Origin of the sequence: Microbulbifer agarilyticus S89 (assembly GCF_000220505.1) — a bacterium.
GTDB lineage: Bacteria > Pseudomonadota > Gammaproteobacteria > Pseudomonadales > Cellvibrionaceae > Microbulbifer > Microbulbifer agarilyticus_B.
In genome coordinates this window covers 1-22,804 of the sequence record NZ_AFPJ01000030.1, presented here as the reverse complement: position 1 = coordinate 22,804, position 22,804 = coordinate 1, and the positions used below count along the sequence as shown (strand labels likewise).

Genomic DNA, 22,804 nt, shown 5'->3' with positions numbered 1-22,804 from the left:
TAAAAAAGCGGGCTTCGGCCCGCTTTTTTATTGTTTACTCGATTGGCTTTCCCGGTTCCATGCAAGAAGTGCGAGTTCTTCGTTACTGTCCGGGAATGTGAAAACGTCTTCCTTGCCCAGCCCGAGTTTCTCCAGCAATTGGATAGAGGCGTGATTATCGGGCGCAGCTATCGCGAGAATGCGCGTTAGACCCAATGATTTTTTTCCCCATTGCATGGCCGCGCTTGCCGCCTCCAAGGCATAACCTTGTCCGCGATATTGCGGCAGATAGGCGAAGCCGACTTCTACATTATCCAATTCCGCGCGGCGCATCAGCCCGGATTGCCCAATGGGGGTTCCATCTTTTAGTTCTACACAACACATTCCGAGGCCGTGGGATGCATACATGGCTATGGGGCCGCGCAGGAGATACTGACGCGCATCCTCGAGCGTGCGCACGCCACGGTCACCAATATAGCGGTGAAAGTCCGGGTCGTTTAGAAGTTCCAGGGTGAATTGCGCATCGGCATCGCTGTCGGTGAGCTGGCGCAGGCGCAAGCGTTCGGTGGTGATGGTGGGCATTGGGGAGCTAGACATTGTATGAGGGCACTTCAGGTTATCGCTGGGTAGAGGAGAATACCCAGCTTTATCCACAAATAAAAACGCCCACCGAAGTGGGCGTTTTTATTTGGCTAAGTGCTTTTTATCAGAAGCGGTAGGTTACATTGATGGAACCGTGTTCGGAGTTCGGGCGCGCGGTAAGGTTTGCGCTCACCCCGATGGCTTCCGCCGCCTGCCAGCGCAAGCCAACCAGTGCGCCGGCACCGTCTTCGAAGAGCCCGGTGTCTTTGCTGGCGTAGCTCGGCATTGCATTCATATTGCCGGTCATGGACTTAACACCCACTTCCAGCATGTCGTTTTCGGTACCGGTGGTGTCTTCGTACCACAGCTGCGCATGTGCACTCACGTCCCCCCAGGCCTTATCGGCGAACGCACCGAAACGCATAGTGGTGTAGCGGCGCTCCTGGCTGCCGAAGTTCATACCAAACGGGTCAGCCTGCTGGTTGTCGGCACTGGCATAGGTGAATCCATCGATGGCACCTTCGCTGTAGCCATCCACATCGGCGGTCACCTTGGTTACACCGGCGAACGGTCCGAAGCGTGCTTCTCCGTTGGAAATATTCAGTCCGGCAGTGAGTTCCAGGGTGGTGTTTTCACCGCTGGTGTCGCCGTACAGCGTCTCCGAGAACTGATCACCCAGCTGGAAGTGGCGGCCGATACGGTCGTAATCCACATCGGTGATGGTCGCGCTGGCGTCAACAAAGAAACCATTGGCGTGGTAGCGCGTGAACAGGCTGTAGTTGGTCGAGGTGGACTCGATGTCGCTCTGGCTGTTTTCCAGGGACAGGTCAGAGCGGCTCACCGCGAAGCCCAGCTGCAAGTTATCACGCAGCGCGTAACCGGCGCCGATCAGGCCGCCGTTGCCGTCACCGCTGGCGGCGGGTGCCAGGTTGTTGTCGTAATCGCTGTTACCGAATACGCCACTCACAAACACGCCGGTTTCCGCTGTGCGGTAACGGCTGCTGGCAAAGCTTTCTTCCAGCGCAGCGGTGTGGCTGCGAGAAGCCTGTACGCCCATATCGGGCAACTGGCCTGCGACCTGTGCAGCGTTCACTACAGCGGTGTAGTAGTCCGCGAGCAGTTCCTGCGCAGCTTGGGTGGGGTGCACGGAATCATTAAACAGCAGCTGACTGGCGTCCGGCGCTGTACCGTTCTCACCGTAAACCGGGTGCTCGATACAGCCGTTGCCGTTGTAGCACAGGGTGCTCTGGTCAAACTCGTCGGAGAATCCGAGTGCGGCCGGATTCGCCTGGGCGACGGTAACGATACCTTCCATATCCACCATCAGCACGCCGTCGATATCGCGCGCGTCGGCCAGCAGGGTACTGTTAAACAGGGTTACTGCGTCGCTCGCTTGGGAAAGGGTGCCATCGATAGCTGCAGCCAGCTGCGCGTCAGCTTCTTCCTGGGTGAGCAGACCGCCGGCCACTGCGCTGGCCAGCTGTGCCGCTTCCGGGCTTGCTGCTACCGCCTGTGCAACCGCGGCATACATGCCCGGGGTCTGGCTGATGTCCGGCGCGTTGGCCACCAGAATATAGTTGGCGCCCGCATCCGATAGTGCCGCGGCACTGTCGGCCAGCATGTTGGCGGCGAGGCCGGTCTGTGCGGCAAACTGTTCGCCGGTAATGGAACCACTCAAGGATGCGGTGAAGCCGCTCAGCAGGTCATTGCCGCCACCATTAATCCAATACAGTGCCTTGCCATCGGCGCGGCCACTTGTGGTTTCCAGGTAGCCCAGGCCCAGTGGGTGTGGGTTACCGGTAATGCCAGAATCGGCAACGATAGCGCCGGGGGCTGCGTTGACGGCAGCCTGCCAGGCATCGGCCTCGGCGTTCAGCTGTGCTGCGGTGGCTGCATCACCGGCGGCTTCCGCCTGGGCCGCGCCCGCGCGCAATTGCGCAATTACGTCTGGGCCTTGCAGCAGGGTTACCAGCTGGGTCAGGTCGGCGTAGAGGCCGGTGGCGGTTTCGCGGGTAGGGTCAGGCAGCAGGGCGCTGACAAAATTGTGTGCGCTGACGTCGAGGGAGCGTCCCTGTGCGGCGAGGTAATCCATATAGCCGCGGGTGCCGAGCACATTCAGCAGTACATCGGCAGCGCGGTGGCCACCTACCGCCCAACCACCGCCGACACTCGACAGTGAAGCGCGCACCTGGGCCTCTGCGGATGCCAGTAGTTCGGCTTCGCTCAGGCTTGGGTCTACTTCGGGAAGGCACAGGTTCAGGCCGGCACACGACGGGGTAACCGGTCCCAGGCCGAGTTGTTGCGAAAGAATGTCGATGGCTGCCTGCTTGTCGTCACCGCTGGTGAATACGCCGGCGTTGCCCACGTCGGTGAGGCTGTCGCCAAAAGCGACCACCTGGGAAAAGGGGGATTCGTCGGCAAGGGCGGTGCCGCTCAGGCCGCTGGTGATGGAAGCAAAAGCAATCGCTGCCGCCAGACTGCGCTTGGCGTTGGGCATGGTTGTCTCCTAGCATCGCTACGCACAGCGCTGCCGCTGAGCTGTGTCAGCGAAAGACCTGTGTGTGCATCATTATTTTTATCTGTTAGTAGTCCCAGAAAAACCAGAACTTGTCCGATACTAACCGAGGAAAAATGCAGAGTGAATGAAAAGTCGAAACTAATCCTGTCTGATTGGTCACATCTTGTGGCGCGTGTACCTCGGTAACATTCCCGCGGTTTTGCGGGGGCGTTGAGGAGATGCCGAGGAGATGTTGAGGCGATACTGAGCCGATACTGAGAGGGCCGTGGTGCTAGCGCAGTGTGTGCAGGAACTGCATGTGGCGCTCGTACTGGGAGACCATGTCCGTCAGTAACTGCTCGGAGGTCCAGCCCATGACATCGTAGTCCTGGCCGCCTTCGTGAAGATGTACCTCCGCGCGGAAGTAGATATCGTCCGGATCATCATCGACATCGTCATCCAGCTCGCGGTCTGGATTGGCGGCATCTGGCTTCAGCGTGGCCTTGGGGTGCAATCCATAAATGAAGCTGGTTTCATTGCCCTGCATCACTTCCAGCTGGACCACGTGTTTCTTGGGCTCGGTGACCGACGCCTCGTAGCCATTTTTTTGCACTTCTTCCGCAAACTGTTGCAGTGCCGGTTTACCGGTGTTGTCGATAAAGGCTTGCACCTGGGCCAAGGTGGAAAGCTGCAATGCATTTTCCAAACGTTCCTGCCAGACCACAGGGTTGCGTGCACTGATGGGCGCCACCGGTGCGTGCTGGCTAATGCGTTTTGCGCTGTCGGCGCGCAGGGCGCTGATCAGGCCGTACATCGCAATCAGCAGTATCACGGAAAAAGGCAGCGCGCTCACAATGACCGCCGTCTGTAGCGAGCCCAACCCCCCCGCAAGCAATAGCGCGATCGCCACAGCGCCAATCAGGAAGCACCAGAATATTCGCTGCCACAGCGGCGTTTCGTCCCGTCCGTGGGAGGACAGCATGTTGACCACCATTGCCCCTGAATCCGCTGAGGTCACGAAGAACACGATGACCATAATGACCGCGACAAACGAAAAGACCGAGGAAAAAGGAAATTGCTCGAGAAACTGGAACAGCGCGACGGATTGGTCCTTGGCAACGACCTCGCCCAGCTGGGTAAGCCCCTGGTCAAGAATCATATGAATGGCGGAGTTTCCGAAGAACGTCATCCACATCATGGTGACCAGTGCCGGTACCAGCATTGCACCGATGACAAACTCGCGAATGGTGCGTCCGCGCGAGATACGCGCAATGAACAGGCCCACAAATGGCGACCAGGACATCCACCAGCCCCAGTACAGAATGGTCCAGCCACCCAGCCAGTCCGTGGGATCGTACGCGTAAAGATTGAAGGTCTTGTTGATGATCTGTGACAGGTAGCTGCCAAAATTCTGCACAAATGCCTGCAACAGATATACGGTGCTGCCTAGTAGTAACACCATCATCAAAAGCAACCCGGCCAATATCATATTGAGCTGGGACAGCCGCTTGATTCCGGTATCCAGACCGGCAATCACCGATACCGTGGCAAGCAAAGTGGTCAGTATAATCAGGGCCACCTGTACGCCGTCGCCGATCGGTAAGCCGAACAGGTGATTCAGGCCGGAATTGATCTGCAGCACCCCGTAGCCCAGAGTTGTCGCTACACCGCAGACAGTGCCGACAATGGCAAACACATCGACCGCGTGCCCCATGGGGCCATAAATGCGTTCGCCAATCATTGGGTATAGCGCGGAACGCAGGGTGAGCGGGAGTTTGTGTCGGTAACTGAAATAGCCGAGTATCAGCGCCACAATCGCGTAGATTGCCCAGGCATGAAAACCCCAGTGGAAGAAGGTAAGCACCATGGCCTGGCGCGCAGCCGTCACCGTACCGGTATCGCCTACGGGCGGGTCCAAATAGTGCATCACCGGTTCGGCAACACCGAAGAACAGAAGGCCGATACCCATGCCAGCAGAAAACAGCATGGCGAACCAGGAGAGAAAATCGTAATCCGGCTCAGCGTGCTCAGGCCCTAGCTTGATGGCGCCAAACCGGGACATGGCGATGGCAACAGTGCCGATCAGGACGACCGCCACGGCCAGCACGTAATACCAGCTCATGTGTTCCACGACCCACGTCTGCAGGTACTTGAACGTGGAGGTGGCGTGATCCGGGACCAGTACCGCGTAGGCCACGATCAACAGGAGTACTGCCGTCGCCGCATAGAATACGGGGGGATTGAAGTGCGCCAAGTGTTTACTGCTGTTTCGGCTCATGCCTGACTCATGTCGCTCTTCGTGTGTAGTACGAGGATTTAACGTGTCAATTTGGTATTATTTTTCTTTGCTTCGAGTAAGCATAGACGAATGTACCCGCTATAAATGAGTCGAATATAAAAGCCCCTTCTTATGCTATTTATTTCTCGTAATCTGACGCTGCCACTTGATGAAGTGGAAATGCATGCAATGCGCTCTGGTGGTGCCGGTGGTCAGAATGTGAATAAGGTCTCCACCGCCATCCATCTGCGTTTCGACATTGGCGCGTCCAGCCTGCCGGGTCCGGTGAAGCAGCGTCTTTTCGCGCTGCGTGACCAGCGTATTACCGATGAAGGTGTGATTGTGATCAAGGGGCAACGGTTCCGCACCCAGGAAAAGAATCGTGCAGACGTACTGGAGCGATTGCGTGAAATGATTGCCAGCGTCTTGGTCGCGCCGAAAAAGCGCATCCCCACCAAACCCACCAAAGGCTCCAAGGAGCGTCGCCTCAATAGCAAAGCCCGCCGCGGCAAAATTAAATCCATGCGCGGCAAGATTTCGGGTCACTGAAGACTCTTTACAGAGACACTTCACAAAGACTCTGCACAAGAACTCTACATAAAAACCCTGCGCAAAAATTCGAAAGGATGACGAGACACCATTATGCACCCACGTTACGACGCGCACGCGCTGAAAGAATTCGCCAGTACCCTATTTGCCTCGACGGGTATCGCATCCGACCGCGCCGATACCATGGCCGAGGTTTTTCTGGAGGCAGACCTGATGGGCTTTACTACCCATGGGCTGAACCGGGTGGCCAGTAATTTGAAGTGGCTGGAGAGCGGCGCTTCACGCCTGCGTGGCGAGCCAAAAGTGCTGTCCGATCGCGGCAACTGTTTTAACTGGGATGCAGATTTTCTGCCCGGGCCCTGGGTGGTCAACCAGGCGATTGATCAGGCGCTGGCGAGGGTCGGCGAGCAGGGCGTGGTGACGGCGACGATCCGTCGAAGCCAGCATATTGCCTGTCTAGCGGCTTATCTTCCCAAAATTGTTGCGCGCAATTGTGTAGGCATCCTGACCTGTTCCACACCAGCAGAGAAAACCGTTTCTCCCCAGGGCTGCAAGACTCCGCTGTTTTCCGCCAATCCGATTGCCTTCTGTGCGCCAGCAGGGGATTACCCCCTGTTATTCGATATCAGCATGTCGGTGACTGCCGGTGGCTATGTGGCGCGTGCCGAGCGCGAGGGTAAGAAATTACCTGGGCAGTACCTGAAAGACCGCGACGGCCATCTTTCCGATGATCCCGCTGCGTTTGCTAACGGAGGCAGTATTCTGCCGGTGGGTGGTGCTGACCACGGCTACAAGGGTGCGGCACTGTCTGCAATGCTGGAGATTTTGTCCATGGGGCTCGGCGGATATGGCCGCGCGGACTCCGTGGAACAAGATGATGAAGCCAACTCCGTATTCTTGCAGATCATTGACCCCGCGGCATTTGGCAGTGCACAGAATTTCCTTCGCCAAACCGCGGCACTCACGCACTTGTGGGAATCGTGTGAAGCTGATGATGGCGACTCCGTGCGCGTTCCGGGAAAGCGGGCATGGAATTTGCGTAGTGATCAATTAGAGAATGGTGTTGCTCTGTATCCGACGATCGCCATGGACCTGCAAGCATTGGCCCAGGAGTACGGGAAAGCATTTCCTCACCCGCTGGGTTGAGTTTGTACGTTTTATTTTGTCCAACGTAATCGGGGCGGATTGTTCTACATGTGTTTCGCGGAATCGGCGCCAATTCGGGCTACATTAGGGGGAGCGTCACAATTGCAGTTTGTAAGAGCATGATAACTGCGAGCACCATAACCAGGTGATCTTCTAACGACCTCCCAACGACGCCAGTCGAAGGGACAAACCGGAGAATAACGCCGATGAACGATTTTATTCGAATGTCTGCACTGGAATTGCTCAAGGGCTACCAAGACAAGCAATTTTCTCCGGTTGAAGCCACCCAAGCGATGCTCGCGCAAATTGCACGCTGTAACCCGGTGGTGAATGCGTACAACCTTGTGGATGAAGAAACCACGCTGTCATTTGCGCGCGCGTCCGAGCAGCGTTACCAGCAGGGCAACCCCGAAGGGTTGCTGGACGGTGTTCCCGTTGCCATCAAGGATGTTTTTCTCACTTCCCAGTGGCCCACCATCAAGGGCTCCAAAACCATCGACCCAAAATCCACGCTCGGCAAAGAGGCGCCCAGTGTTGCGGCGCTCAGACGCAATGGCGCAGTGCCGCTGGGGAAAACCACCACGCCGGAGTTTGGTTGGAAAGGTGTAACCGATAATCCGGTAGACGGCGTCACTCGCAACCCCTGGAACCCGGACAAGACCGCCGGTGGTTCCAGCGGTGGCAGCGCCGCCGCGGTACCTCTCGGAATGGGCCCGCTGGCACTGGGTACCGACGCGGGCGGCTCCATCCGGATTCCCGCCGGGTTCAGCGGCCTAGTAGGCCTGAAGCCCAGTTTTGGCGAAGTGCCACACTGGCCCGCGAGTCCGTTTGGAACTCTGGCGCACGCCGGCCCCATGACCTGGACCGTGCCCGACTGCGCCCTGTTGATGAACGTGCTCACGGAGGCGGATTCCCGGGATACCAATGCGATTCCCCGCCGCAATATCGATTATCTTGCGGCACTGGAAGGCGAGCCGCAGGACTTGTTGCGCGGAGTACATATCGCGTTCAGTGCAACCCTCGGCTATGTGCAGGTGGAGCGCGAGGTGGAAGAGAGCGTGCGCGCGGCCGCCCAACTGTTGCAATCGCTGGGTGCGGAAGTGACCGAAGTGGCGCCGGGTTTTGATGATCCACTGGCCGCATTCGGTCACCTGTTTTACGGTGGTGCGGCCAACGCGCTGCGCGACATTGGCAAAAAGCAGCGCGCGGTGATGGATCCGCAGCTGGTGGCAGTGTCCGAGAAGGCCGCGCAGCTTTCCATGCTGGATTATTTGGAGGCCGTCAATGAGCGCGCCGCCCTGTGTGAGCGCATGGCCGCGTTCCACAACAAGTACGATCTTTTGCTGACGCCGACACTTCCGATTACCGCGTTCACCGCCGGTCGTGAAGTGCCGGAGGACTGGCCCAGCACCCGCTGGCCTTCGTGGACCCCGTTTACTTATCCGTTCAATATGACCGGGCAACCGGCCATCTCTGTACCCTGTGGTTTCGACCGTGCTGGCCTGCCGATTGGCTTGCAATTAGTCGGAGCTCGCTTCGACGATCGTGCCGTGTTGCGCGCAGCACAGGCCTACCAGCTGGCGGCGCCACTAACCGACAAGCGTCCCGATTTGTTTTATCAACGTTCCGACGAGGGCGCCACGGCGGGAGCAAATATATGAGTCGGCTGGATTTTGATTTTTACGAATCGGAAGACCCGGTCTGGAACCCTGCGCTGCTCACCATTCCCGTGCCGGGCATCCGTAAGATGGTCAATATGGCGGCTTCCATGGAAGACGTCATTCATTTGTCCATCGGCCAGCCCGACGCGCCGACGCCACCGCATGTGGTGCAGGCGACGGTGGATGCATTGAATGCGGGGCAGACCGGGTACACCATGGATGCGGGGTTGCCTGAACTGCTTGATGCACTGGCGGAGTATTATAGTGAGCGTGGCGGGCGCGCACTCACCCCGGAAAATATTCTGATTACCTCCGGCGCTACGGAAGCCATTTATCTGGCGCTCACCGCAGTGTCCGCGCCGGGGCGTGAGTTTATTGTGCCCGACCCGTCTTTCATGCTGTATGCGCCGCTGATTCGCATGAATGGCGGGGAGGTAAAATACATCCCGACCCGCGCGGAAAATAATCACCAGCTGGATCCGCAGGAAGTTATCGACGCGATTGATACCAACACCCACGCGATCATTCTCAACTCACCCAGCAACCCTACCGGTACTGTGTATCCGCGGGAAACGGTGGAGACGATCGTGCAGGAGGCGGCTTATCGTGGCATTTATGTGATCAGCGATGAGGTCTACGATCACCTTATCTACGATGACCGCGATTACGCCAGTGTGCTGTCCTGTTGCTCGGACCTAGACCACGTGATGGTGACCAGCAGCTTTTCCAAGACCTTCAGCATGGCTGGTATGCGCGTCGGCTGGTTGATCGCGAGCCAGGGCGCTATCCGCAAGCTACGTCGTTATCATATGTTTACCACCACGGTGGCGAATACCCCGTGTCAGTGGGGCGGCGTAGCTGCTTTGAAAGGCGATCGCCGTTTTGTTGCCGACACAGTGGCCACCTACCGGAAACGCCGCAACCGGCTGGTTGAGCTGGTAGATGAAACCCCTTTTCTGGAAGGATATGTGCCAGAAGGTGCGTTTTATATGTTTCCCGCGCTGCCGGAAGGCGTAAACGGCAATAATGTCGCGCTGCGGTTACTGCGGGAAACCGGCGTTTGCACCATTGCCGGTGATACCTTTGGCGAGAGCAGCCGCAACGCGCTGCGCTTCAGTTACGCCACCTCGATAGAAAACATCGAGCGCGCGTTCGAGCGGATTATTCCGTGGATGGAGAAGCAGGACTTCGGCTGACCGGGTAATCCTGCCGCTGATTCTCAGTGAAAACTCCGCACTTGGATTAAGCCACATTTTCCTGAAGGCGTGTTAATCCACGCTTGCCGACACTAGGATGTTCGTTTCCTTTTCTGCTTTTTATCAAGATGTTTGTTTCCTGATTTTCCGCCATCGAAAAGGTTCTTTAGCTTTTGCTTGGCGCCAATTTCATTGAGTGCATGATTCGTTGATGCAGCTATCGATTTGCCCTACTCTGGTGCGACTTTTGTTTTGCGAATAAAAACTAAATTAGGGTCACATCATTGCTTCTGCATGTGAGGGGCAAGCGATGGAGGGGTTCCGCTATCAAGGTATTGCTTCTCGGGAAGTCAGGAGCGGTATCTGAGCTCCGATCGACCCTGGTTTCATATAAATAACTAGGAGAGGGGTATTCATGCGCGTATTTAAAATTAATGCACTGACGTTGGCGATGGCTGCGGCAACCGCACTGCCAGCATCTCTGGCGTTTTCCCAACAGGAAGCAGAGCCGGCGAACGACCAGGAGGTAATGGAAGAAGTAATTACCACCGGCACTCGCAAAGAAGGTGTGGCTCCCACCGAGACTTTGTCGCCGGTCGATGTACTGGGTGGCAATCAATTTTCTGAACAGGGTAATTTTGACCTTACCGAATCACTGGCCAAGATCGCACCGTCGTTCAACACTCAGCGTTTTCCGATTGCCGATGGTACCGCGTTTATTCGCCCAGTTACCCTGCGCAATCTCTCGCCCGACCAGACTCTGGTACTGGTTAACGGCACCCGTCGTCACCGTTCTGCATTGGTAAACCTGCAGTTGGCCCCGCTGGGCACCACCAACCAGGGTGCGCAGGCCGTGGACTTTGCCGCGCTGCCCTCTATGGCCATTGAACGCGTCGAAGTTTTGCGTGATGGCGCTTCTGCCCAGTACGGTTCCGACGCTATTGCCGGTGTGGTGAACGTAATCCTGAAAGACGATGCGGAAGGCTTCGGCCTGTCTGCCCAGACCGGTGAATACTTTGAGGGCGATGGCGCACGCACCACACTGGCGGCGAACGGCGGTTTTGCTCTCGGTGAACAGGGCTTCCTGAACGCTACCATCGAACACTCCTCCGCGGATAAAACCTGGCGCGGTGAAGCGCGTCCGGATGCGGTCTATGTTGGCAGCATCGTGGGTGAAGAAAATGTACCCCTGGATGGCCTCGGCCAGCGCTGGGGTGACCCGGAAGTGGAAGCGCTCAAGTTCTTTGCCAATACCGGCTACGCGCTGAGTGATACGACCGAGCTGTACGGTAACTTCGGTTATTCCAAAAACGAGACCATTTCTGATTTCTTCTACCGTGGCCCGGTACTGGACCCCTCCGCGGAGTTTGGCGCGCGTGAAACACTGCAGGCCGATGGCGACGGCGACTTTATGCCAGACCCCGCACCGCAGTCCCTGGTGGATGACATTGTCGCCCAGGGTTTGAACCCGGCTGATTACCTGATGGCGGACAGCAGCAGCGCCAGCGGTTATGTACTGCGCAACCCCATCTACACCCAGTTCCCCGGTGGCTATAATCCATCCTTCGGTGCGGACATTACCGATGTTTCTGCCGTGGTTGGCGCCCGTGGAGAGTGGGACAACGGCATTAGCTGGGACCTGCGCGCACGCACCGCCGAGAGCGAAGTGTCCTATGTGCTGGAAAACTCCATTAACCCGAGCCTGGGCATCAACTCGCCGTTGACCTTCAATCCGGGTACCTTGACGCAGGCCGAGACCAGCGTAAATGCGGATTTCGTTAAGCCGGTAGATGTTGCCGCTTTCTCCTCACCATTGAACGTGGCGTTCGGTATGGAATGGCGCGATGAGACCTACAAGATTGGCGCGGGTGACGAAGCCTCCATTGCGGTAGGCCCGACTGCTGCGGTATTTGGCGTGGGCTCTGATGGTTTCCAGGGCTTCCCGGTGGAAGCGGCTGGTGAGTACAGCAGTACCAGTACTGCGGCGTACGTAGATCTGGAAGCGGATGTAACCGACAAACTGCTCCTGGGTGCCGCACTGCGTTTCGAGAATTACGACGAGTTCGGCTCCACCTTCGACTGGAAACTGTCTGCACGTTACGACTTTACCGATAGCTTTGCTCTGCGCGGTACCGCGAACACCGGCTTCCGTGCACCCACCCCGGGTCAGGTGAACACCCTGAACGTCACTACGACTTCTGACTCTTCTGGCAACCTGATTCCCAACGGTACTTACCCGGTAAATCATCCGGTGGCCATGACTCTGGGTGCCAAGGAGTTGACTCCGGAAGAGTCTACCAGCTTTACCCTTGGTGCAGTGTGGAGCCCGTTGGATAACACCAGCGTGACCATCGATTACTACAATATTGCCATCGAAGATCGCCTGGCCCTGCGTAACAACACCATCGGTGCTGCCGATGTGGCTCTGTTGGAAGGTGCTGGCGTAGAGAATGCGGCACTGCTGGAAGGCAGTAACGCTAACTACTTCGTCAATGCATTTGACTCTGATGTGTCCGGTATTGATCTGGCGGTAACCAGCGATTTTGAAATTGGCGGTGGTTCCCTGGTTGTGGATCTGCGCCACAATCACAACAACCAGGATGTGAGCAAGGTTGCCCCTAATACCATTAACGCTTCCCGCGTTTTTGACCTGGAAAACCAGGTGCCAAGCGACCGTACAACCCTGACCTTTGATTATGACGCCGGTGACATGTTTAACGGCTACCTGCGTCTGAACCGTTACAGTGGTTGGGAGAGCACCTTTGGTCTGTTCGGCCCGGGTGATGCTTCTGATGCATCTTCCTACGGCAGTGAAATTCTGGTGGATATCGAAACCACAATCACTCTGGCGGATAACTACAAGCTGTCTATCGGTGGTGAAAATATTTTCGATGTTCAGCCGGATGATGAAGCGGATCCGACCCTGCAGTTCCTCGGCGTACGTCAGGCGCTGACTTCACCGTTTGGTTTTAACGGTGGCTTCTGGTACCTGCGCGCGAGTGCAGAATTCTAAGTCTGCAGCTTGCAAAAAGGCCTCCCTCGGGAGGCCTTTTTTATTTCAATCAATGAAAACTCCGCACCCGCTGGATCTCTTTCCAGGCTAAGCAGTCGAGCTTTTTCCCGATCAGATGGATGACCGAGAGCTGCTGGGTCTCGGCATCCCGGCTAACCTGCAGGTTGCCTTCAATCAATAACATTTTGCCGCGCAGAATTTCCTTGCGGTAACGCTCCTGTATTTGCTTCCACAACACCACATTGATTACCCCGGTCTCGTCTTCCAAGGTGAGGAACAGTACCCCCGCAGCACTGCCCGGGCGCTGGCGGCAGGTGACCAGGCCGAGCACTTTGATTCTTTCTCCATCCCTCATTGCATCCAGGTCACAGGCGCGGGTGAGATTGTCAAAGCGGCGTTGCTTGCGCAGTAAGGAGATCGGGTGCTCACGCAGTGTCAGGCCGGTGGTTTGATAATCGCTGTAGATATTGTCCGATTGGCTGGTTTCCGGCTGGTGTTGTGGTGGTGCCGTATGCTCCAGCTGGCTATTTAGTGCCTGCCAGGTACTGTGGAAACGGTTTTCCGAAATACTGTAAAAGCAGTTGGCATGTGCCAGAACGGCACTTTGCGCGCGGGGGATATCGACCCGCTGGGTAAAATCCTGCTGCGATTGAAAGTCCCCCTCCAGTCTTTCCGTCTCAATGGCCTCTGCGGTTTCCTCGGCCAGCCCTTTTACCAAGCGCAGGCCAAGGCGAATGGCTGGTAGCGCATTGTTTGTCAGTGCCAGACGGTGATGCCAGCCACTGTGGTTCACATCCAGTGGCAGTATTTTTACATTGTGCCGCTGGGCGTCGTACACCAGTTGCGCCGGGGCGTAGAAGCCCATGGGTTGGCTGTTCAGCAGGCTGCTGTAAAAGGCTGCTGGATGATGACATTTGATCCACGCGGAGAAATAGGCGAGCAGGGCGAAGCTGGCGGAATGAGACTCCGGAAAGCCGTAGGAACCAAAGCCTTTCATTTGCTCAAATAACTGTTCCGCCAGGCTGTGCTGGTAACCATTGGCCAGCATGCCATCGATCAGTTTTTCGCGAAACTGCATCAGGTTGCCGTTTTTCCCCCAGCTGGCCATGGCCCGGCGCAGGGCATCGGCCTGGCCGCCACTGAAGCCTGCGGCAACCATGGACAGTTTGATTACCTGTTCCTGAAAAATAGGTACCCCCAGAGTGCGTTCCAGCACCGGGCGCAAATTCTCATGTGGATAAGTGACGGGCTCCAGCTTCTGCTTACGCCGCAAATAGGGGTGCACCATGCCGCCCTGGATCGGCCCCGGGCGCACGATAGCGATCTCGATAACCAGTTCATAAAAACGGCGTGGCTGCAGGCGTGGCAGCATGCTCATCTGCGCGCGGGATTCGATCTGGAATACGCCCACCGTATCCGCGCGGCACATCATGTCATACACCGCCGGGTCATCCGCGGGAATATCCTGCAGGCGCATCCGGCGCCCATACAGCGCCATATAGTTGAGTGCCTTGCGCAGGGCGGTGAGCATACCGAGGGCGAGGATATCGACCTTCATCAGCTTCAGGTCTTCGATGTCTTCCTTGTCCCACTGTACGATGGTGCGGTCTTCCATGGCCGCGTTTTCAATGGGCACCAGCTGGCTGAGCGGCAGTTCGGTAATGACAAACCCACCCACGTGTTGTGACAGGTGGCGAGGGAAGCCATAGATTTGTTCCAGCAGCTTGGGCAGCATGCGCCCGGCGACGCTGTTGGGGGCGATGCCTACTTTTTTTAATTGATCGGGAAAATCTTCCAGCTTATCCCACCAGCTGCGTTCGGCCTGCAGCTGTTCAATGGTTGCCGCGCCGAGCCCCAGCGCTTTGCCGATATCGCGCAGGGCACTTTTGAAACGGTAGGTGATTTTGGTGGCTGCCAGCCCGGCGCGTTCGCGCCCATATTTTTGATAGATGTACTGGATAATTTCCTCGCGCCGTTCGTGCTCGAAATCCACATCGATATCCGGTGGTTCGTTGCGCTCACGCGAGATAAACCGTTCGAACAGCAAACCGATCTTGTGCGGGTCAATTTCCGTAATAAACAGGCAGTAGCACACCACTGAGTTCGCCGCAGAGCCGCGCCCCTGATAGAGAATGTGCTGCTTGCGCGCATACTGGACGATGTCGTAAATGGTGAGGAAGTAGTGCTCATATTTCAGCTCGGCAATTAACGCGAGCTCGACTTCAATTTGCTGGCGGATACGCTCTTCCGGCCCTCTGGGCCAGCGGATCGGAATACCGGTCTCCACCAGTTCCCGCAGGTATTCACCGGCGGTTTTATTTTTCGCGATCACCTCTGCGGGATACTGGTATTGCAGTTCACTCAGGCTAAAGGTGCACTGCTCGGCAATGCGCAGGGTATTCTCAATCGCACTCTGTGGATAAAGTGCCGAAATCTCTGGCAGGCTGCGCAGGTAGCGCTCGGCATTCTGTTGCAGGCGATAGCCCAGCTGATCCAGGGTGCAGTTGTGATAGTTTGCGTTCAGTACATCCTGCAGCGGTTTGCGGCTGCGACTGTGCATCAGGACCGCATTGGTGGCCACTAGCGGAAGCTGTTCGGACTTGGCAAAGGCGATCAGTGCCTGCAAACGCTGGTTTTCACCGGGCAGTAAATGGTGGTGCAGCGCGATATACAGGCGCTCGCCAAAATGCTGTTTCAGTTCCCCGGGAATCTGCAATGGCAATTTTTGTTGCGTCGTTTGCGGCGGCAGCCACAGGCACAGTGCATGCTTACATTGCTGGATGATATCCGCGAGAAAAGTCTGGTACTGGCCTTTCTCCGCTCGCAGGCGCGAGCTGGAAATCAGCTGGCAAATTTCACTGTAGGCCAATCTGTTCGTGGCCAGTAATACCAGTTGCTGGTCCTCTTCCTGCAGGCGAAACAGGCTGCCGCAAATCAACTTGAATTTTCGCGCTTGTTGTTCCGTCAGGCTTTGCAGCTCGGAGTAGGCGCGCACCACACCTGCCATGGAGCACTCATCGGTAATCGCCAGTGCGTCATAGCCAAGCTTGTAAGCGGTTGCAATTAGCTCCTGGGGATGCGAGGCACCTTGAAGGAAGGAAAAATTACTCTGACAGAAAAGTTCGGCGTACTGCATACCGATACGTGTCCGCTATGGTGTTGCTGGCTTGCTCAGGAATACACCCCGTGCAGAAACCAGTTCTCTGAGGTCAGGTCCTGGAATACCCAGTAGAGGCTGCCGTGGCTGCCACGGGCGATGTAATAGTCACGGGCGTGACGGCGGTGTTGCCACCAGTAACCGTCGATCCGTTCCGGCCCCTGCAGTAAATGCAGTTCCCCGTCGTAAAACAGTTTGTGGTCCCGCTGCTGGATACGGTCCGGCCTTGGCAGCAACCAGTTGGGGCGGGGCGCCCTGACCGGGGTGAGGTGGTGGCTCCGTGCTTTGCTTTGCAAGGTGAGACTGTCGGCGTTTTGCCAGGCCTGTTCCGGTAGATAGCTTTCTTTCAGGGTGACACCGGACAGTGCCTGGTGCCCAAGGCGCGCCTTGAGCTTGTCGATCAGCTGGTAACTTTCATTGAGCTTGCTGCCCTCGTCGAAGAAGTCTTCGCGCAGGTTCTGGTTTTCAATCGGCTGCAGCTGCTGGCACTTGAGCGTCAACGCCTGTACCGGCTCTTTCAATTCCACCCGTTCAAACTGCAGCTTGGTCAGCGCAATCAAACGCTGCGGGTCGAGCAGTGGGCGGGATACTTCCACATTGAGCTGCTGTTGGCCGCGGCTGCCGTAATCCAGCACCCAGCACAGTTGTTGGCTGTACAGCTGACGGCGCTGCAGCTGCCGGCAGAGTTCGCGTATCAGGCGGCCGGCGGGGAAGAGCAGCTGTTCACTGTTATCCAACGGGCTGGGGAAAAACAGCTCGTTGTGGAACTCCGCCGGTGGTTCAAAACTGGGTACAGGGTCCGGGCGGGTGCCGTTCAGCTGCGCCAGGTAGCTGATAAAGTTGCGGCCGAAGCGGCTGCCCACTTCCGACAGCGGAATCGCCAGCAACTGGCTGACCCGCTTGATACCCGAGGCATACAGCTTGGCAATGGCCTTGTGGTTGCAGTCGAGCAGTTTACTGGGGGCAAAGCTGATCCACTGGCGCCATTGCTGTGGCGTCGGGGCGTGTTTGGTTTCTGCCAGCCATTGGCGGTGCTCGGGTAACTGGCTCAACAGGTGGGCTGCACTGGGGCTGTGCCCCAGTCCCATAAAGTGGCTGATGCGCATTTTACGCAGCTCTTTACCCAGTTGTTGCAGTAGTGGGCGCAGGCCATGGTGCGCCTTGAGGCAGCCGCTGATTTCTAGGTACAGGCAGGCAAAGTGGTTATCTGGCTGGTTGTGCTCGCGCTCGGCGCTGCGTGGGGAGACTACTGGGGTAAAGCTATAGGCCCACTGTGCCAGTTGTTGAAGGAGCTGCTCTTCCCGTTCTGCATCCCGCTCGAGTAGCTGTAGGTCTGCGCAGTAAGCACAGGCGGTGGCAATGCTGAGTCCGGGCTCCACATTGTGGCTATTGGCGGCCTGGTTGGCCTCGATAATCAAACTGCTTTGGGCCACCGCCAGAGGAGTACTGTCACCGGCACGGTGCGCCCGGGTCAGCGCTTCCAGGGGAAGTTTGGGGAGCTGGATACAGAGCCAGAGCATGAATGATTCCTCTTTATCCTCGGGCGGGGCCGTTAGTGCAGTGGCTGATCGCGGCGCACCAGATCCGGATTGCGCGCCAGATGCACGCGCTGGCCGGACTTACCGTTCAGCTGCTTGAACAGGTGCAGCGCCAGCTGTTCGCCGTCGCTCTTCAGCTGCAGGCGCAGTGCCGCTGGCGACGGCGTTTTCACACAGGAGCCGGGGCGGAAATGGACGTGCAGACAATCGCCATCACGGGCGGCGACCTGCAGGCGACGCAGGTCTTTGTCTGCCGGGGTTTCTTTACCCTGCCACTGGACCAGCACGCCGCAGGCACCGGATTGCAGGGACTGTTCCGCTGCCCACAGCTGGTCCCGCTGGCCGCGGGGGTGCAGAACCAGCAGCTTCTCCAGCTGCACACCCGCCTGCACCAGTGCCGGGGCGTAGGGAATCAGCGGTGGATTCACCAGTATCACCATCTGCCCCTGGCGGGTGAGTTCGGCCAGGGCGGGCAGGATCAGTGACATCTCGCCGATCCCCGCCTTGTCGATCAGCAGTTCGGTAGAGGCGGCGCGCGGCCACCCGTGCCCAGTGAGCATGGCATCAAGACCGCGGTAGCCGGTACTGATACCAGTGCGGCTGCGGCCGTGGCCACTGGCCAGTTGCCAGATATCCGGGCGCGTGAGCAATTGCTGCAATGGCTGCGCTTGCTCTTGGCTGGGTGGCGCAGGCTCGTTGTTGGCCTGCTTAGCTAACTGCTTGTTTTGCAAAAAGTTTTCGGCGCTGTTCACGATTGGCTCGCTCCACACGGGTGGTCTGTCAGGGTTTAACTGTATGTGTATACAGTTGTTACTGGCAATTTATACAGTACTCATCCAGTATCGGCAAGCCTGTACCAAGTGAGTTGACACTTTTTTGCACAGGGCAAAACCGCTATGATTCGGCCTCTTTAATGACCGCCAGATATGAACAAGTGAGGGGACAGGGTGAGCATCAAATCCGATAAGTGGATTCGTCGTATGGCTGAGAATGAGGGCATGATCGAGCCCTTCGAGCCGGGCCAGGTACGCCACGGGGCCTCCGGCGACCGCCTGATCTCTTACGGCACCTCGAGCTACGGCTACGATGTGCGCTGTGCCAGTGAGTTCAAGATCTTCACCAACGTGCACTCCGCCACCGTGGACCCCAAGGCATTCGATGAAGACAGCTTCGTCGACGTCGAGGGTGACTACTGTGTAATCCCGCCCAACTCCTTTGCGCTGGCGCGTACCGTCGAGTACTTCCGCATCCCGCGCTCGGTGCTGACCGTGTGCCTGGGTAAGTCCACCTATGCGCGCTGCGGCATCATCGTGAACGTGACCCCGCTGGAGCCGGAGTGGGAAGGGCACGTGACCCTGGAATTCTCCAACACCACCAACCTGCCGGCGAAGATCTACGCTAATGAAGGCGTGGCGCAGATGCTGTTCTTCGAGTCCGATGAAATCTGCGATGTTTCCTACAAGGATCGCGGTGGTAAATACCAGGGCCAGCGCGGCGTAACCCTGCCGAAGACCTGATTCGACTCCTGATTCGACTAAAGAATGACAGACCTCCCCACCCAGGCCGATGTACTGATCATCGGCGCCGGCGCCGCCGGCCTGATGTGTGCCTCGGTGGCGGGCAAGCGTGGCCGCAGCGTGCTGGTGCTCGACCACGCCAACAAGGTCGGTAAGAAAATCCTGATGTCCGGCGGCGGTCGCTGCAACTTCACCAACCTGTACACGGCGCCGGACAACTTCTACAGCGAAAACCCGCACTTCTGCAAATCCGCACTGGCCCGCTATACCCAGTGGGACTTTATCGCGCTGGTAGAAAAGCACGGTATTCCCTACCACGAGAAAACCCTCGGCCAGCTGTTTTGCGATAACAAATCCCGGGACATTGTCGATCTGCTGCTGACGGAATGCCGCGAAGCCAAAGCGCAGATCCGCACCCGTTGTGATATCCAGCGGATCGAGCCCCTCGAGCCGCAGGGCTTTGCCGTACATACATCTCTGGGCAAGGTTCTCTGTACCTCACTGGTGATCGCTACCGGTGGCCTGTCGATTCCCACCATGGGCGCCACCGGCTTTGGCTATGAGGTGGCACGTCAGTTTGGCCATAACATCGTTCCCACCCGCGCCGCACTGGTGCCCTTTACATTGAATCAGCGCACGTTAAACCGGCAGCAGGAATTGCCGGGCACCTCACTCGCAGTAACCGCCAGTTGTGCACAGGGTGCCTTTCAGGAACAGATGCTGTTTACCCACAAGGGGTTGAGCGGCCCAGCCGTACTCCAGATTTCCAGCCACTGGAAAGAGGGGATGCCGGTGACCTTTGATCTGGCTCCCGGAATGGATTTGTCAGATTGGCTGGTGGAGCAGCGCAGCAACAAGCCGGAGACCTCCCTGCACACCGCACTGGCAGAACTGTGGAGTAAAAAACTGGTGCAGTTTCTCCTGCACAGAAACGACCTGCAAACGAAGCCGCTCAAGCAATACAACGATAGTGAACTGCGCACACTGGCAGAAAAGCTGCAAACCTGGACGCTGACTCCGGAAGGTACCGAAGGCTACCGCACCGCAGAGGTCACCCTCGGTGGTGTCGATACCAATGAGGTGTCATCCCGAAGCATGGAAAGTATGCAGCAGCCGGGGTTGTACTTTATCGGTGAAGTGCTGGATGTAACCGGTTGGCTGGGTGGGTTCAATTTCCAATGGGCCTGGGCCTCTGCACACGCCGCAGGTGGTTCGGTTTAACCGCGCGTTTTCGCAAAACAATAAAGCCCTGAATAGTCCGAAATAATAAGCAGTGGCTTACATCCAAAGAAAAACCTCTCTAACTCATTGATTTTATTGGACGAAAAATGTGTTCAAGAGCCTCCCGTGGAAAACGGCGACTGAAGCCAGTGGCTCGCTATTTCCGGTTGTGATTTAATCAGTGTTATATAAGTTGTTGTAAATAGTGGTATTTTCTCGAAGTCAGCTTGGCTGGCTCCGGAAATAGTAGCCAAAAATATATAAAGCCTTAGGCTTATGAATAAACTGTTAATCAAGGAAGAGCAAAATGAGCAAAGGTACTCGGATTAAGCGATTCCTATTGAGCGCAGAGTTTTATTTAGCGTTCACTATGCCATCACTAATATTGGCGTATGGCTTGGTATTTTTACCCTTTATGTTAATAGCCCTTCCGTACCAACCACTTTCATCAGTCTATATGTTAGTTGTTGTCTTTTTTGGTGCGTGTGGTATATGGTCCGCTTTTAGTCTATATAGAAAAACTTTAAACCCTGAAGCCAAGGTGATCTCAGCTAATAAAATTAGAGTTGGTTTGTTTTTTGGCGTACTCGCTACTGTGGCACTTTTCGCATACTTGTTCACCGCTACTAGTTCGTACATTGTAGGGTTCTTCATCATTCTCCCGGTCCTTGTAGCAGCTCATTTTCTTTGGCTCAGTCGGGGCCGGTTAAATGATTAACAAACAGCGGCAGAGCGACAGCCAACGCTACGCACCTTTTGTGTTACTCGCTGGCGCTCAAACATTAACACAAAATGTGCTCCGCGTTGGCTGCGCCTGCGCTGGGCGTTAAGCGGTAATAGCTATGAAAGTAATTGTATTCATTATTCTTGCTTTTCCGCCGCTCTCATGGGCAAGCGTTATCCCATCGGAGAACCAAATCGTTCAACCGAAAGAGTGCGGATATGAGCAAAGAAGTGAGCATGGATACTTATTGCCTCTGGCAGTGATGGACTCAATTGAGATTCAATGCACTGATTGCTATTTAGAGCTTACTTTTGATGTTCCGGCTAACGGTGGCTTTCCTGAGAAAGTAGTACCTAAGTTCTCGGGTGTTTCGTCATCCGAAGTTCAAAAAACAATTGAAGTCTTTTCCAATGGCTGGGCTTTTCCGTATTGTGTACAGGATGGCGCTAAGTCTGGTTTTGAACGGGAGATGTGGCGCTTCGTAGGGCCCGCTTAACAAAGCCGGGCAATTTGCTCCGGGCCTTCGGCCCTCCGCGGGACAGCTTACCTTGTGCGCATTTTGCGCAGGTCGCGTTGCTCCCATTTTTGCGCAAAATGCGCACAAGGTAAGCTGCCCCTGCCGGCGGCGTTATTGGTGCCGGTAAATTTTTTCCGTTTATCAGAGGTTGCTGAAGTTTCAGTGCCAAAAAATAGCATCCACTATCGAGGCAGTTTAGTTAGTTGCTATTCATTCAAGTTCTTTCCTAGAGTGTTCGTCCGAGATCAGTATAAATGGGCAGTCCGGAGTGATTTTTTGGAGTGCCGGTAAGATAAAAAATAGTTGGGGAAAGTGCGGTATTCTTTCCTTGTAAATTTCGGGCAGTGGCCAGCCAAGCCGTGGCTGGCAAAGTGCTAGTATCTGTTTCAGAGTGCGGCCGCAATAACGAGGCCAGGCAGTAAAGCTCCGGGCCTTTGGCCCTCCGCGGGACAGCTTACCTTGCGCACCTTTTGCGCAGGTCGCTTTGCTCCCATTTTTGCGCAAAACGCGCACATGGTAAGCTGCCCCTGCTGGCGGCGTTAAGCGCTTGAGAGAGATATGGAAAGAAAAGAACTAATCTGGAAGAACTACGAAAAACACATTGATCTCTACAAGTTCTACATTGATGTTGTCGTGAAGATAAATGCATTTCACTTCGCCATATCTGGTGCAATATTCACCTTCTATTTTGCAAACAGGAAGGTGGATGATGTGCAGTGGGCGCTAGCGTTACCCGCACTACTAAGTCTCTCTCTCGTGATCTTATTTACTTACGGTGCGGTCACAAATCTTGTTACCAGAAGAGACGTTTTTGAAATTCGAGATGAGCTTGGGCTTCAAGTGGCCCCAGAGCTGGTTGTCCTCACTGCGCTTCTTTCAATATTTGCTGTGGTAAATTTAGTAACCTTTGTGGGTGCCATTTATGTCATGTGCCAGCACGGCGCTTAACAATCACAGGCAGTGAAGCTCCGGCCCTTCGGGCCTCCGCGGGACGCCTTACCTTATGCACGTTTTGCGCGGTCGCTACGCTCCCATTTTCGCGCAAAAAGCGCATAAGGTAAGCCGCCCCTGCTGTGGGCGTTATTGGTGCCGGTCGGTATTTTCTTGTTTTTCGTGGTTGCTGACATTTTGTGCCACTAAATAGCTTCCAATATTGAGCTGTTTTGGTCGGTTGCTATTCGATCAGTTCCGTTCCTAGAGTGTTCGGTCTGTTTCAGTAGAAGAGGGCA

Annotated in this window: 15 protein-coding genes; 9 read left to right on the top strand and 6 right to left on the bottom strand. The window is 56.2% G+C overall.

Features of this window, described 5'->3' with window-relative positions; all coding sequences use genetic code 11:
• Positions 1 to 27 precede the first annotated feature (27 nt).
• The 3 genes from AS89_RS0108855 to AS89_RS0108845 form a co-directional block, all read right to left on the bottom strand.
• Positions 28 to 561 carry a GNAT family N-acetyltransferase gene (locus AS89_RS0108855; protein ID WP_010132186.1) on the bottom strand — a complete coding sequence of 178 codons (534 nt, stop codon included), beginning with the start codon at positions 559 to 561 and terminating at the stop codon, positions 28 to 30.
• A 124-nt stretch (positions 562 to 685) separates the two neighbouring features.
• Positions 686 to 3,058, bottom strand: coding sequence for an autotransporter outer membrane beta-barrel domain-containing protein (locus AS89_RS0108850; RefSeq protein ID WP_010132185.1), 2,373 nt, complete (start codon positions 3,056 to 3,058; stop codon positions 686 to 688).
• 292 nt (positions 3,059 to 3,350) lie between these two features.
• Positions 3,351 to 5,336: a BCCT family transporter gene (locus AS89_RS0108845; protein ID WP_010132184.1), complete on the bottom strand. Its 1,986-nt coding sequence runs from the start codon at positions 5,334 to 5,336 to the stop codon at positions 3,351 to 3,353.
• Positions 5,337 to 5,468: 132 nt separating this feature from the next.
• Between AS89_RS0108845 and arfB the strand changes: the two genes are divergently transcribed.
• The 5 genes from arfB to AS89_RS0108820 all read left to right on the top strand — a co-directional run bounded on the left by arfB (position 5,469) and on the right by AS89_RS0108820 (position 12,901).
• Positions 5,469 to 5,885 (top strand): alternative ribosome rescue aminoacyl-tRNA hydrolase ArfB, encoded by a 417-nt coding sequence (gene arfB / locus AS89_RS0108840; RefSeq protein ID WP_010132183.1) that lies wholly within the window; start codon positions 5,469 to 5,471, stop codon positions 5,883 to 5,885.
• A 93-nt stretch (positions 5,886 to 5,978) separates the two neighbouring features.
• Positions 5,979 to 7,031: an Ldh family oxidoreductase gene (locus tag AS89_RS0108835; RefSeq protein WP_010132182.1), complete on the top strand. Its 1,053-nt coding sequence runs from the start codon at positions 5,979 to 5,981 to the stop codon at positions 7,029 to 7,031.
• A gap of 206 nt (positions 7,032 to 7,237) precedes the next feature.
• The gene (locus AS89_RS0108830) at positions 7,238 to 8,692 is read left to right on the top strand and encodes an amidase (RefSeq protein WP_010132181.1); all 1,455 of its coding nucleotides are present in this window, start codon (positions 7,238 to 7,240) and stop codon (positions 8,690 to 8,692) included.
• Entirely contained in the window at positions 8,689 to 9,888 is a 1,200-nt protein-coding gene (locus AS89_RS0108825) for a pyridoxal phosphate-dependent aminotransferase (RefSeq protein WP_010132179.1), read from the top strand. Before AS89_RS0108830 ends, AS89_RS0108825 begins: the two co-directional genes overlap by 4 nt.
• A gap of 415 nt (positions 9,889 to 10,303) precedes the next feature.
• Positions 10,304 to 12,901: a TonB-dependent receptor plug domain-containing protein gene (locus tag AS89_RS0108820; RefSeq protein WP_010132178.1), complete on the top strand. Its 2,598-nt coding sequence runs from the start codon at positions 10,304 to 10,306 to the stop codon at positions 12,899 to 12,901.
• A 49-nt stretch (positions 12,902 to 12,950) separates the two neighbouring features.
• Here the strand turns inward: AS89_RS0108820 and AS89_RS0108815 are convergent, their stop codons facing one another.
• The 3 genes from AS89_RS0108815 to imuA are packed head-to-tail and all read right to left on the bottom strand — an operon-like array spanning position 12,951 to position 18,348.
• A complete protein-coding gene (locus AS89_RS0108815; RefSeq protein WP_010132177.1) occupies positions 12,951 to 16,037 on the bottom strand; it encodes an error-prone DNA polymerase in 3,087 nt (1,028 codons plus the stop codon).
• A gap of 35 nt (positions 16,038 to 16,072) precedes the next feature.
• Positions 16,073 to 17,578, bottom strand: coding sequence for a Y-family DNA polymerase (locus tag AS89_RS0108810; RefSeq protein WP_010132176.1), 1,506 nt, complete (start codon positions 17,576 to 17,578; stop codon positions 16,073 to 16,075).
• A gap of 32 nt (positions 17,579 to 17,610) precedes the next feature.
• Positions 17,611 to 18,348, bottom strand: coding sequence for a translesion DNA synthesis-associated protein ImuA (gene imuA / locus AS89_RS0108805; RefSeq protein WP_010132175.1), 738 nt, complete (start codon positions 18,346 to 18,348; stop codon positions 17,611 to 17,613).
• Between the two features lie 195 nt (positions 18,349 to 18,543).
• Between imuA and dcd the strand changes: the two genes are divergently transcribed.
• The 4 genes from dcd to AS89_RS18190 all read left to right on the top strand — a co-directional run bounded on the left by dcd (position 18,544) and on the right by AS89_RS18190 (position 22,523).
• A complete protein-coding gene (dcd, locus tag AS89_RS0108800; protein WP_010132174.1) occupies positions 18,544 to 19,113 on the top strand; it encodes a dCTP deaminase in 570 nt (189 codons plus the stop codon).
• 24 nt (positions 19,114 to 19,137) lie between these two features.
• Positions 19,138 to 20,334 (top strand): NAD(P)/FAD-dependent oxidoreductase, encoded by a 1,197-nt coding sequence (locus tag AS89_RS0108795; RefSeq protein ID WP_010132173.1) that lies wholly within the window; start codon positions 19,138 to 19,140, stop codon positions 20,332 to 20,334.
• An 842-nt stretch (positions 20,335 to 21,176) separates the two neighbouring features.
• Positions 21,177 to 21,554, top strand: a complete 378-nt coding sequence (locus AS89_RS17245) for a hypothetical protein (protein ID WP_033230222.1) — start codon at positions 21,177 to 21,179, stop codon at positions 21,552 to 21,554.
• A gap of 579 nt (positions 21,555 to 22,133) precedes the next feature.
• Entirely contained in the window at positions 22,134 to 22,523 is a 390-nt protein-coding gene (locus AS89_RS18190; protein WP_010132171.1) for a hypothetical protein, read from the top strand.
• Positions 22,524 to 22,804: the final 281 nt, after the last annotated feature.

What these genes read in the sequence shown, in the direction of transcription:
- AS89_RS0108855 (WP_010132186.1), bottom strand. Translation starts at nt 561, where the DNA reads ATGCCCACCATCACCACCGAACGCTTGCGCCTGCGCCAGCTCACCGAC.
- AS89_RS0108850 (WP_010132185.1), bottom strand. Translation starts at nt 3,058, where the DNA reads ATGCCCAACGCCAAGCGCAGTCTGGCGGCAGCGATTGCTTTTGCTTCC.
- AS89_RS0108845 (WP_010132184.1), bottom strand. Translation starts at nt 5,336, where the DNA reads ATGAGCCGAAACAGCAGTAAACACTTGGCGCACTTCAATCCCCCCGTA.
- arfB (WP_010132183.1), top strand. Translation starts at nt 5,469, where the DNA reads ATGCTATTTATTTCTCGTAATCTGACGCTGCCACTTGATGAAGTGGAA.
- AS89_RS0108835 (WP_010132182.1), top strand. Translation starts at nt 5,979, where the DNA reads ATGCACCCACGTTACGACGCGCACGCGCTGAAAGAATTCGCCAGTACC.
- AS89_RS0108830 (WP_010132181.1), top strand. Translation starts at nt 7,238, where the DNA reads ATGAACGATTTTATTCGAATGTCTGCACTGGAATTGCTCAAGGGCTAC.
- AS89_RS0108825 (WP_010132179.1), top strand. Translation starts at nt 8,689, where the DNA reads ATGAGTCGGCTGGATTTTGATTTTTACGAATCGGAAGACCCGGTCTGG.
- AS89_RS0108820 (WP_010132178.1), top strand. Translation starts at nt 10,304, where the DNA reads ATGCGCGTATTTAAAATTAATGCACTGACGTTGGCGATGGCTGCGGCA.
- AS89_RS0108815 (WP_010132177.1), bottom strand. Translation starts at nt 16,037, where the DNA reads ATGCAGTACGCCGAACTTTTCTGTCAGAGTAATTTTTCCTTCCTTCAA.
- AS89_RS0108810 (WP_010132176.1), bottom strand. Translation starts at nt 17,578, where the DNA reads ATGCTCTGGCTCTGTATCCAGCTCCCCAAACTTCCCCTGGAAGCGCTG.
- AS89_RS0108795 (WP_010132173.1), top strand. Translation starts at nt 19,138, where the DNA reads ATGACAGACCTCCCCACCCAGGCCGATGTACTGATCATCGGCGCCGGC.
- AS89_RS17245 (WP_033230222.1), top strand. Translation starts at nt 21,177, where the DNA reads ATGAAAGTAATTGTATTCATTATTCTTGCTTTTCCGCCGCTCTCATGG.
- AS89_RS18190 (WP_010132171.1), top strand. Translation starts at nt 22,134, where the DNA reads ATGGAAAGAAAAGAACTAATCTGGAAGAACTACGAAAAACACATTGAT.